This window comes from Paenarthrobacter nicotinovorans, assembly GCF_021919345.1.
In the GTDB taxonomy this organism is placed as follows: domain Bacteria; phylum Actinomycetota; class Actinomycetes; order Actinomycetales; family Micrococcaceae; genus Arthrobacter; species Arthrobacter nicotinovorans.
The window spans coordinates 1,999,647-2,011,282 of record NZ_CP089293.1 but is presented as its reverse complement, the minus strand read 5'-3'; the positions used below and the strand labels follow the sequence as shown (position 1 = coordinate 2,011,282).

Below are 11,636 nucleotides of genomic sequence, written 5' to 3'. Positions count from 1 at the left end.
GATCCGGCTCATGCTGATTGAAGAGGCCGCCGGGTAACGGCAGAAGGAGTGCAGGACAGATGAAGATAGAAGCGGAATGGATGCGTGGAGGCACCAGCAAGTGCTGGGTCTTCGAGACCGAAACCCTGAACGAAACGAGCATCGACCTTGACGAATTGCTTCCACGACTTTTTGGAAGCCCCGATTCACGGCAAATCGACGGGGTGGGCGGCGCTACCTCCACCACCAGCAAGGCGATGATCCTTCGCCGCCCTTCAGACCCCTCCGTTGATGTGGAATTCACTTTCGCCCAGGTAGGGATCGAAGAAGCCACCGTGGACTGGGGCAGCAACTGCGGAAACTGCTCAGCAGTAGTGGGTCTCTATGCCATCGAAAAGGGCTGGGTCACCCCAAAGGGAGACACCACTCGAATTGTCACCCGCAATACCAACACCGGGCAGCTCATCATCCAACAGGTGGCCACTCCCTCCGGAGCCTTGCCCATCGTTCCGGACGCGCACATGCCAGGCGTTGCCTTTCCCGGTTTCAAAGTGGGCCTCGGCTTCCAGGACCCGGCAGGCAAGACCACCGGAGAGCTGCTACCCACGGGGACGGCAAGCGAAACGGTCCTTGCCGGCGGGAAATCCTGGACAGTATCGATGGTGGATGCCGGCGCCCCGGTCGTCATCGTCCGTGCCGAAGACCTCGGACTCGACATATCCCGCTACGACACGTGGACGGAACACGTGGAGCAGCATCTGGAAACACTGGACGCCATTCGCCGCCAGGCAGCAGTGCGCATGGGGATGGCAGCGACTCCTGCGCAAGCAGCCCGCGCCGTACCCAAGTTGGCAATCGTCGGCGCTCCCGGCGATTCAGGTCCGGACTGCGACGTCAACGTCATGATGCTCTCCATGGGCAAGCCGCATCCAGCCTTGGCCATCACCGGCAGCATCGCCCTGACGCTCGCCGCACGCACACCCGGAACAGTACTCAACGCCATCACCGGCAACGCAGTCCATCCAACGCTGAAGCTCCGCACACCTGCCGGTGTCATCGAAACCTGGAGCGAGGAGCACCAAGGCTCCATCCTGGTAGGCGTTGACCGGACAGCCCGCACCATCGCCACCAGCATCATCCACCTCCCGGAGACTCTCGGCAACGCCGTCGAAGCCTCACTGGAAACAGCCACTCGATGAGGAGAGAACACCATGGCTAAGACTATTTACCAACCAGCTCCCGACGCCGAGAGCGATATCAAGGACGAGAGTTCCAAGCGTCCCACTACGCGCCGCCGTATCCTGCTGGTAACGGTTGCCGCTTCCGTCATCCTGGGTCTGGTCGCCATCCTGTTCGGGGGTGCCCTGTTCAACCCGGCGGCCACCCCGGAATCGGAGCCGACCATGACCGCCACGCAGATCATCCCGCTGGTCATACTCGTGGTGATGTTCGTTGTCGCCACGAAGTGGCCTTTGAACATCGGAGTGATGGGGCTGGTAGCCTCCTTCGGCGTCGGCTACTTCATGCTTGGCATGAGCGACAAGGAAATCCTTGCTGACTTCCCCGCCAACATCGTCATCACCATCATTGGCGTGACGTACTTCTTCAGCATGGCCCAGCGCAACGGCACCGTCGACATCATCGTCCAGACCTGCGTCCGGCTGGTCCGGGGCAAAACCCTGCTGCTGCCCTGGGTGTTCTTCCTTCTGGCCGCAGCCCTGACGTCACTGGGCACCTTCTCCCCCGCCGCCGTCGCCCTGCTGGCCCCAGCAGCGATCGGACTGGCCTACGAATCACGCATCCACCCCGTCCTGATGGGCGCCTTCATCATCAACGGCGCCCACGCGGGTGGATTCTCCCCGCTGTCCGTGGCCGGCGTCCTGGTTCACGACATCGCAGTGAAGAACGGCTTCCCCATCTCGCAGGGTGCGCTCTTCGGGGCAAGCTTCGCGCTCAACCTCATCCTTTCCATCCTCACCGTGGTTCTGTTCGCCCTGCTCGGAAAGCTCCGCGACGGCGCGGCCGGCCAGCACGCCGACCTCGACACGACGCGCACTGCACGCCCCCACGGCCAGCAGCTCCTCACGCTTGCACTGATTGCCGCCATGCTCGTCTGCGCCTTGGGCTTCCACATGCCCATCGGCTTCGTGGCGCTTTCCGCCGGACTTCTGCTGGCCCTGGTCAACATCAAGGAACACCGGACCTTCATCGGCGGGGTCTCCTGGTCGACCGTTCTTCTGGTCGCAGGCATGATCACCTACGTCTCACTGCTCCAGCACGTGGGTGTCATTGACACCCTCGCCGAACAAGCGCTCGCGCTCGGGGCACCGCTGCTCATCGCACTGGTCCTCTGCTACGTGATCGGCGTCGGTTCAGCTTTCGCCTCTTCCACCGCCCTCCTCACGGCTTTCATTCCTTTGGCCGGACCACTGCTGGCAACAAGCTCGCTCAGCGCCTCAGGGACGGTGGCAGCCCTTGCCATTGCGGCAACCGTGGTGGACGTGTCCCCCTTCTCCACTGACGGAGCACTGGTTGTGGCCAACGCCCGTGAAGACGACCGCCAGCGCGTCTACAAGCAGCTCATGGCCTACGCGGGCGGCGTGGTCCTCGTCGCCCCGGCCCTGGCCTGGGCACTGCTGGTACCGACCGGAATCATGTAGGGGACTCCGGCGGCACCGAGCCTCCAAGACCTGCCGAAACAATCACTCCCGGCGGGCGTTCGGAATCACATCCTGCACACCATCGCAACAGGTAGCCCGAAGGACGGGCGCAGGACTGGATGCCAACGCACCTTTGGCAGGGCCACCAAACGGTGGCCCTGCCAAAGGCATGTCCAACCCCGCTCAGCTCTCCCTGGCCTTCCGTGTGGCCGCATCATTGGCCTTCTGCAGCGCCTGCACGAGTTCGTCCTTGGACATCTTCGAACGGCCACTGATCCCAAGCTGTTGCGCCAGTTGGTATAGGTGGCCCTTGGAAGCATTGGCATCAACTCCCCCTGCCGTTGGCATGGGCGAATCGACGCCCCCTTCGGCGTGGGCGTCCGAAGGACCTCGCTCTTCCTTGGGCTCCCAGTGGTCCCCCACCTTCTCGTAATCAAGCATGCTTGGTACTTCTCGACAAGCGGCCACGGATGGCCTCTGCGCATCCCGGTGCTGCCTGTCCTGGCTGTCCTGTTCTCCGTCAGTTGATAATCTCGCCGCGATCGTCGGCAAGGATTGCTGCCAAGCGGTCCTTCCAGGCTTGCAGGGCCTCCGGCGCGAGCCGCGTCCAGTCCGTGACCTCACCGACCACCCTCAGCGGTGCAGTGCTCCGATAGGACCTGGTGGGATTTCCCGGAAATTTCTTGTCCGTGACGTTTGGATCGTCCTCGAACGTCCCGGTCGGCTCCACCTCGTACACCCGCGGCTCACCCTCACCGGCCGCGAGTTCCGCAGCGAGACCTGCCCCGTCCCGCAGCGCCGTGAAATAGATATGGTTCATCACTACTTCGGGACGGTAGTTCGACCTGAAGCCCGCCCGCAGCAGGTCTCCTGTGCGGAGCCTGGCTTTAGTGCCGTGAAAAAAGGGGCCAGTATCCGGAAGCTCGTTCACAGCTACAGCTTATTGGGTGGCCGGAAGGGGCGAAAAGCGCGCTTCTTTGGTCGTTTCGTCATGCCGGACGAGCGTTTTGTACCTAGGGAACTGACACTCCCGGGTTAGAGGCTTGAGGAACAGCATTACCGCCCTATCAAGGAGATCACTGTGACGACGTACAACCTGGCCCTGATTGGTTTCGGAGGCGTGAACCGCGCCCTGGCCGAGCTGATCCGCGATGAACCCGGACGATTCGCTTCCCTCGGCTTCGAGCTCCGTGTCGTAGCGATCACCGACCTGGCTTTTGGTTCGCTTGTCCAAGGTGAGGGCATCGATCTGGCCTCGGTTCTGGCCATGCCGCGAGGCTCGACCTTCGAGGGTCTCCCCGGCGGCAGCCCGGACCCGCGAAACGAGGATGTCATCAAGAACAGCCCGGCCGACATCGTCGTCGAAGCAACTTTCACCAGTCCCGTTGACGGGGAACCCGCCGTTTCGCATGTGAAGTGGGCCCTTGAGTCGGGCAAGCATGTGGTGACCACCAACAAGGGTCCTGTGGCCTTGCACGGCCAGGAACTTCGCACACTAGCAGCCGAGAACGGCGTCCGCTTCGAGTACGAAGGCGCTGTCATGAGCGGAACACCCGTCATCCGTCTGGCGCACAAGATGCTCGGAGGTCTGGAACTGAACGCGGTTCAGGGGATCCTGAACGGGACCAGCAACTACGTGCTTGGCCGCATGGAAGCCGGATTGGGCCTGGATGAAGCCATTTCCGAAGCCCAGGCTCTCGGTTATGCCGAGGCTGATCCGACCGCCGACATTGGAGGCTCCGATGTCCGGTTGAAGGTCGCGATCCTGGCCAACGAATTGCTGGGGGCAAGCATCCGCCCCGGCGATGTGGAGACCACCGGTATCCAGGACATCACCAGCGACGACGTTACCCAGGCCTTGGCGGGCGGCTCCCGGTGGAAGCTGATCGGCGAGGCACGCCGTGAAGAAGATGGCCGCATCGTCGCTACCGTCCAGCCCGTAGCCCTCCCGGCGGATCACCCGTTGGCTGGCATTTCCGGTGCCACCAATGCAGTGTCCTTCACCACCGACCTGCTCGGTGCAGTTACCGTGTCCGGCCCGGGCGCTGGTCGCGTCGAAACCGCCTACGCCCTCATTTCAGACATCATCGCCGTCGACGAATTCGCCAAAGGAGCCGTCCGTGCCTGAGACAGCCATTGCCGAGTCTCCCGTGAAAGCCGTCGCCGAGCACTTGGTGGTGCGTAACAAGTTCGACGGCGGCCCCCTGGCCACCCTGCCCCAGTGCACTGAGGCGGAGGTACGTGTCGAGCTCATCCGTGCCGCGGCCTCCGCTCCGGCAGCGGCGGCCATGCCACGCCACGAGCGAGGCAGGATTCTGGATTCCGCTGCGGAACTGTTGCAGCAGCGGTCGCAAGAGGTCGCGGAGCTGATTGTCGCCGAGGCAGGGAAAACCATCAAGCAGGCCCGCAAGGAAGTCTCCCGCGCGGTGAACACGCTCAAGCTTTCAGCGGCGGAAACCCGCCGGAACGTCGGCGAAGTCGTCCCGTTCGATTCCTTCGCAGGTTCGGAGAACCGACAGGGCTGGTTCACCCGTGAACCACTCGGGCTCATCGCGGCGATTACGCCCTACAACGACGCGTTGAACCTGGTGGCCCACAAGCTCGGCCCTGCTATCGCCGGCGGCAACACGGTCATCCTCAAGCCCTCCCAACTGACACCCTTGACCGCCATTCTCCTGGTGGACCTGCTGCGTGAGGCCGGTCTTCCCTCAGACTTCGTCACCGTTGTCCTCGGTGACCGGACAGTCGCGCAAACCATCATCTCCTCCAAGCTGGTCCGCATGGTCTCGTTCACCGGAGGATTCGCCACGGGCCGGGCCATCGCCGCGAACGCCGGAATCAAGCGCCTTTCCATGGAACTTGGTGGTAATGCCCCCGTCATCGTCTTCGACGACGCCGACATCCCAGCAGCCGTCGAGGCCAGTGTGTCCGGTTCGTTCTGGGCAGCCGGCCAGAACTGCATCGGTGCGCAGCGGATCCTTGTCCAACGCCCAGTGTTCGAGACCTTTCTGGAGGCCTTTGTCACCCAAACCGCCGCGCTGAAAACCGGCGACCCCCGCAACGAACACACCGATGTCGGACCGATGATCAGCCACGACTCCGCCGCCGAAGCGAAACGGAAGATCGATGAGGCCGTAGCGGCCGGGGCGAAACTGCTGACCGGGGGGACCCTTGACGGGCCGGTCCTCACCCCTGCCGTGCTCACCGGGGTGCCCCGGACCTGCGAGGCCTGGAGCGGGGAACTGTTCGCACCTGTCGTCCTTATTGAAGCGTTCGACACCGCTGAGGAAGCCATCGAACTGGCCAACGACAGCGAGTACGCGCTGCAGGCCGGCGTGTTCACCAAGGACCTCAACCGGGCCTTGCAGACCGCCAAAGCCATCGACGCCGGCGGTGTCATGATCAACGATTCCTCCGACTACCGACACGATGCCATGCCGTTCGGCGGCTCGAAGTACGGCAGCATGGGCCGCGAAGGGGTCCACTTCGCCTACGAGGAAATGACCCAACCCAAAGTCATTGCGATCGCCTCATGAGCACCAGCACCGGACATGAAACCAGGATCAGGATCGAACGGGACAGCCTGGGCTCCTTGGCCGTTCCTACATCTGCCCTCTGGGGCATCCACACCGAACGGGCGATCCTCAATTTCCCCATCAGCGGCATCCAGCTCGGAACCCACCGTCACCTCGTCCGCGCCCTCGCGGTTGTGAAGAAGGCCGCGGCCCTGACCAACACCGAGCTGGGCCTGATCCCGGACGATATTGGCCTGGCGATCGCCTCGGCCTGCGACGCAGTAGCCTCCGGCGAGGTCGACGATGCGTTCCCCGTGGACGTCATCCAGGGCGGGGCAGGAACCTCGACGAACATGAACGCCAACGAGGTCATCGCCAACCTGGCCCTGGAGTCCCTGGGTCACCCCCGGGGGTCCTACGAAGTGATCGACCCGATCGGGCACGTCAACAAATGCCAGTCCACCAACGACGTCTACCCGACAGCCGTGCGCTTGGCCCTCGTGTTCGCACTCGAAGACCTGCTGAAACAACTGGCCCTGTTGTCCGAATCGTTCGCCGAACGCGGCCACGCGTTCGCGGACATCCCCAAAATCGGACGCACGCAATTGCAGGACGCGGTGCCCATGACGCTCGGGCAGGAATTCACTGCCTTTGCTGTCACGCTCGAGGAAGACCAGCGCCGCCTTCGCGAAGCAGCCGCCCTGCTGCGCGAATGCAGCTTGGGCGCCACAGCGATCGGCACCGGCATCACCGCGGACCCGCGGTATGTGGAGCGGGTCATCGACAAGCTTTCTGCGGTCAGCGGGGTCCAGTTGACCCGTGCCCACGATTTTGTTGAAGCAACCTGGGATACCGGGGCGTTCATGACGTTCTCCGGGGCACTCAAACGCACTGCCATCAAGCTCTCCAAAATCTGCAGTGACCTGCGCCTGCTATCCAGCGGACCCCAGACAGGGCTCGCTGAGATCCGGCTGCCTCCGCGGCAAGCGGGCTCCTCGATCATGCCTGGAAAGGTCAACCCGGTCATCCCCGAGGTCATCAATCAGATTGCGTTCTTAGTCGCTGGCGCCGATGTCACTGTCACCATGGCAGCCGACAACGGACAGCTCCAGCTGAACGCGTTCGAGCCGGTCATCGCCCACGCCTTGCTGCAGTCACTGAGTTGGCTGACCAACGGCTGCGACGTCCTGCGCGAGCTATGCGTCTCCGGCGTCGAAGCCAACGAAGCGCTGCTTCGGTCCAGGGCACGCGCGTCCACGGCCCAGGCCACGGCACTGCTGCCCGTCCTGGGGTACGCGGTGGCAGCCGGGGTCGCCCACAGGGCACTCGTCTCGGGGCAGAGTGTCTTCGACATCGCTGTCAGTGAGGGCCTGCTCCAGCCCGAGCAGGCGGAAAGATTGATGGCCATCGATTCCTGCGGGGATGCGATCAGCGTGGTGACTGCCTGTCAATGACCGTCGAGAGTGACAACGCGGTAGTGATGTCACGGACTCCGGGGAACTCAGAAACCTGCCTCCAGATCTCCTGGATCCTTGCAGCGTCCGGAGCCTCGACCCGGACGATGAGATCGAGTTCGCCGCTTACCACATCACAGGTAGCGATTTCGGGAATGGCCCGCAGGCCGGCGATGACATCACTGCCGCGCATGCGGTCATGCCGTTGGATCATCAACACGGCATTCACGGTCCGGGTGGCCTCAGCTGCAGACTCCCTGATGGTGTAGCCCTTGATGAAGCCATCACGCTCCATCCGCTCGATCCGCTGCCGCACGGCATTGCGGGACAGGAGTACCTTCTCGCCCAGCTGCGCCAGGCTGATGCGGGCGTTGCGCCGAAGCTCCGCCAGAATCTGGGCATCTATGCCATCACGTGGGCTTCCGGGCACGGGTACTCCTGACTCAGGGTTTTGCATGTCGCTGGCCGGATCCCCACGTGCGTTGGCGACGAGGGCGGCGCACAACAACATATCCCATCCGGGCAGCGCGGCCGTGCCACCGCTTCCTGATACGACCGGACAAAACGCAACGCTGTCAGTGGTGCAGTTGCATGCGTTGGAGGACGGTGGCAGAAATCTCCTCCACAGACATGGAAGCGGAGTTCACATAGGGGATGTTGTTGGCCCGGTACATGTCTTCGGCGTTGCGCAGCTCAAAGGTGCATTGGTTCAGCGATGCGTAGCTGCTGCCCGGCCGGCGTTCCTGACGGATCTGGCTCAGCCGGACGGGTTGCGACGTCAGTCCAAAGCACTTGCTTGCGAAAGGCAGCAGGGGCGCAGGTAGTGACATGTTGTCGAAATCTTCCTCGACCAAGGGGAAGTTCGCGGCGAGGATGCCGTGCTGCAGGGCCAGGTACATGGTGGTCGGAGTCTTACCGCAACGGGAAGGAGCGATAAGAATCAGCTCGGCGCGTTCGAGCGCCCGAAGTGATTGGCCGTCGTCGTGTTCGATGGCATATTCGACGGCGGCCATGCGGGACTGATAGCGGACGGCATCCCCCACGCCGTGGGCCTGGCCCGGTTTTCCGTTGGCCGTTGCGCCGAGGGTCTGTTCAAGTTTCCCGATGTGCGCACCGAACAGGTCGAAAAACTGCCCGCGGCTTTTGGAGAGAACCGCACGGATGTCCTGCCCGACGGCCGTGGAAAAGATGATCGGGTCAGGACCTGTGGCCGCAACCCGGTCGATCAGCGCAACGACCTCGCGCGCCTGCTCGATGGTAGTGATGAAGGGGATGGTGCGCCGCTCGAGCCGTTGGCCAGGAAACTGGGTGAGCAGCGTATTGCCGAGCGTCTCGGCCGTAATCCCGGTGCTGTCGGAGAGAAAGAACACCGTGGGGGAAGGCACGGAGCCTGCCCCCACGGTTTGATGCTCGGTCATTTAGACGGTGGGGCTGGTGACGTTGGTTGAGCGGGCCAGGCGCAGCCAGGTCTCAGTCACCGCGTCCGGGTTCAACGAGATGGAGCTGATGCCTTGCCCCAGGAGCCACTCGGCAAAGTCCGGGTGGTCGCTGGGTCCCTGACCACAGATCCCGACGTACCGTCCCTTGGCCCGGCAGGCGGCAATGGCCATTTCCAGCAGTTTGGTCACAGCCGGATTGCGCTCATCGAAGCCTTCGGCCACAAGAGCGGAGTCACGGTCGAGGCCCAAGGTGAGCTGGGTCAGGTCGTTGGAACCGATCGAGAAGCCGTCAAAGTACTCCAGGAACTCATCGGCCAGGAGCGCGTTCGCGGGCAGTTCGCACATCATCACGATCTCCAGCCCGTTTTCTCCCCGCCTCAGCCCGTTGGCCGCGAGCAGCTCGGTCACGCCGCGTGCCTCGTCGAGGGTCCGCACGAACGGAACCATGAGCTTGATATTCGTCAGGCCCATCTCGTTGCGCACAAACTTCAGTGCTTCGCATTCGAGTTCGAAGGCCTGCCGGAAGGCCGCAGAGAGATACCGGGAGGCGCCCCGGTAGCCGATCATCGGGTTTTCTTCTTCGGGTTCGAAGGCCGGACCGCCCACCAGGTTGGCGTATTCGTTCGATTTGAAGTCCGAGAGCCGGATGATCACCGGCTCCGGTGCGAAGGCTGAGGCGATGGTCGAGATGCCCTCGGCCAGGCGCTTGACGTAGTAATCGCGGGGGCCGTCGTAGGCGGCGATCTTTTCCTGGATGAGACGGACGGTGTAATCGTCCAGTGTTGCCGGGCGCTCGATCTCTCCGGCCACTGCCAGCAAGGCGTTGGGGTGGACACCGATCTGCCGGTTGATGATGAACTCCAGCCGGGCCAGGCCGACGCCGTGGTTGGGGAGCTTGGCAAAACTGAATGCCTGCTCCGGGGTTCCGACGTTCATCATGATCTTCACCGGAGCCTCCGGCATGGTCTCCAGGCTGGTCTCCTGGAGCGTGTAATCCAGCAGGCCTTCATACACGAGCCCCGCTTCGCCCTCGGCACAGGACACCGTCACCGGGGCGCCGTCCTTGAGGATCTGCGAGGCGTATCCTGTGCCGACGACCGCAGGGATGCCCAGTTCGCGGGCGATGATCGCAGCGTGGCAAGTCCGCCCGCCACGGTCCGTGACGATCGCAGCAGCCTTCTTCATGATCGGTTCCCAGTCGGGGTCCGTCATGTTCGCGACAAGAACGTCGCCCTCCTGGAACGAGGCCATCTGGTCAATCGAAGAAAGTACCCGGACCTGGCCGGCGCCTATGCGCTGACCGATCGCGCGCCCCTCGACCAAGACTGTGGACCGCTCGGTGAGCGTGTAGCGGGACGTGACGCCCGCTGCCTTGCGTGACTCAACCGTTTCCGGGCGGGCCTGCAGGATGTAAAGCTCCCCATCCACACCGTCCTTGCCCCACTCGATGTCCATGGGACGGCCATAGTGCCGCTCGATCGCCACGGCATGGCGGGCAAGCAGCTCGACCTCCGCGTCGGTCAGGCTGAACCGGCTCCGGGAATCCTGCGGCACGGGGATGAAGTCGACGGTCCGGCCGACCTCTTCGGATTCCGTGTACACCATCTGCACGGCCTTCCCGCCCAGACCGCGCTTGAGAACTGCCGGCCGGCCTGCCGCCAAGGCAGGCTTGTAGACATAGAACTCGTCAGGGTTCACTGCCCCCTGGACCACAGCTTCCCCCAGTCCGTAAGACGACGTGATGAACACGGCGTCGGTGAAGCCGGTTTCGGTGTCCATGGTGAACATGACGCCGGAGGCGCCGACGTCGGAACGAACCATCCGCTGGATACCGGCAGAGAGCGCTACTTCCGAATGCGTGAATCCATGGTGGACCCGGTAGGCAATCGCCCTGTCGTTGTACAGCGACGCGAAGACGTCCTTGATCGCGTGCAGGATGTTTCCGATTCCACGGATGTTCAGGAATGTCTCCTGTTGCCCGGCAAAGGAAGCATCGGGGAGGTCCTCGGCCGTGGCGCTGGAACGCACCGCCCACGACACGTCCGCACCATGCTCCCCGGTCAGGCGCTCATAGGCGGTCCGGATGTCTTCTTCCAAACCCGCGGGGAACGGGGTCTCCCGGATCAGGGTACGGATTTCCTGGCCAACCTTGGCCAAAGCGGCGACGTCGCCGCTGTCCAGGCCCTCAAGAATCTGTTCAATCCTCGCATCCAGCTTCGACTCCGCCAGGAAACGCCGGTAAGCGTCCGCCGTCGTCGCGAAACCGCCCGGAACCTTCACCCCTGCAGAGGCGAGATTTCGAACCATTTCCCCAAGCGATGCATTTTTGCCGCCAACCTGGTCAAGGTCGGACAAGCCAAGCTCAGAAAACCAAAGAACGTTAGTCATAAATTGTGTCCTCCATTGGGCACGCTCTGACAAGCGCTAAAAAAACTAGGTCTTGCAAGGATCAGGGTCGCTGGGGCTGGATGCAAACAAATGTGACACGTTCAACAGAAATGGACGGTAACGGGAGATCGCCCACCCTTGACGTCAAGGGAAACCGGCTTGCGGCCCCTTCTGTCGGTTCCAGGGAGCCCATTTGGACCA

Annotated in this window: 9 protein-coding genes and 1 pseudogene; 5 read left to right on the top strand and 5 right to left on the bottom strand. The window is 63.0% G+C overall.

The genetic code is table 11. The features are described 5' to 3' along the window. Positions 1 to 59: 59 nt before the first annotated feature. Positions 60 to 1,178 (top strand): PrpF domain-containing protein, encoded by a 1,119-nt coding sequence (locus JMY29_RS09400; protein WP_039241094.1) that lies wholly within the window; start codon positions 60 to 62, stop codon positions 1,176 to 1,178. Between the two features lie 12 nt (positions 1,179 to 1,190). After that, a complete protein-coding gene (locus JMY29_RS09395) occupies positions 1,191 to 2,639 on the top strand; it encodes an SLC13 family permease (protein WP_018779670.1) in 1,449 nt (482 codons plus the stop codon). A 183-nt stretch (positions 2,640 to 2,822) separates the two neighbouring features. On the opposite strand, the pseudogene JMY29_RS09390 reads toward JMY29_RS09395, so the two are convergent. Both JMY29_RS09390 and arr read right to left on the bottom strand, forming a co-directional pair. Next, positions 2,823 to 3,074, bottom strand: a pseudogene (locus JMY29_RS09390) (Rho termination factor N-terminal domain-containing protein); the annotation flags it as partial. Between the two features lie 85 nt (positions 3,075 to 3,159). Further along, positions 3,160 to 3,570 (bottom strand): NAD(+)--rifampin ADP-ribosyltransferase, encoded by a 411-nt coding sequence (arr, locus tag JMY29_RS09385; protein WP_189075637.1) that lies wholly within the window; start codon positions 3,568 to 3,570, stop codon positions 3,160 to 3,162. 150 nt (positions 3,571 to 3,720) lie between these two features. Between arr and JMY29_RS09380 the strand changes: the two genes are divergently transcribed. From JMY29_RS09380 to JMY29_RS09370, 3 genes are read left to right on the top strand one after another with little or no spacing between them, the layout of a single operon-like run. After that, positions 3,721 to 4,767, top strand: coding sequence for a homoserine dehydrogenase (locus JMY29_RS09380; protein WP_189075638.1), 1,047 nt, complete (start codon positions 3,721 to 3,723; stop codon positions 4,765 to 4,767). Next, positions 4,760 to 6,175, top strand: coding sequence for an aldehyde dehydrogenase family protein (locus JMY29_RS09375; protein WP_189075639.1), 1,416 nt, complete (start codon positions 4,760 to 4,762; stop codon positions 6,173 to 6,175). Before JMY29_RS09380 ends, JMY29_RS09375 begins: the two co-directional genes overlap by 8 nt. Then, positions 6,172 to 7,608 (top strand): aspartate ammonia-lyase, encoded by a 1,437-nt coding sequence (locus tag JMY29_RS09370; protein WP_189075640.1) that lies wholly within the window; start codon positions 6,172 to 6,174, stop codon positions 7,606 to 7,608. The genes JMY29_RS09375 and JMY29_RS09370 overlap by 4 nt, the downstream gene beginning before the upstream one ends. Here JMY29_RS09370 and JMY29_RS09365 read toward each other — a convergent pair. The 3 genes from JMY29_RS09365 to ppsA all read right to left on the bottom strand — a co-directional run bounded on the left by JMY29_RS09365 (position 7,583) and on the right by ppsA (position 11,435). Then, positions 7,583 to 8,038, bottom strand: a complete 456-nt coding sequence (locus JMY29_RS09365) for an Lrp/AsnC family transcriptional regulator (protein ID WP_039241455.1) — start codon at positions 8,036 to 8,038, stop codon at positions 7,583 to 7,585. The genes JMY29_RS09370 and JMY29_RS09365 overlap by 26 nt on opposite strands. A gap of 145 nt (positions 8,039 to 8,183) precedes the next feature. Further along, complete coding sequence (locus tag JMY29_RS09360; RefSeq protein WP_035734266.1) at positions 8,184 to 9,026, bottom strand: pyruvate, water dikinase regulatory protein; 843 nt, start codon at positions 9,024 to 9,026, stop codon at positions 8,184 to 8,186. After that, positions 9,027 to 11,435: a phosphoenolpyruvate synthase gene (ppsA, locus tag JMY29_RS09355; protein WP_189075641.1), complete on the bottom strand. Its 2,409-nt coding sequence runs from the start codon at positions 11,433 to 11,435 to the stop codon at positions 9,027 to 9,029. Positions 11,436 to 11,636: the final 201 nt, after the last annotated feature.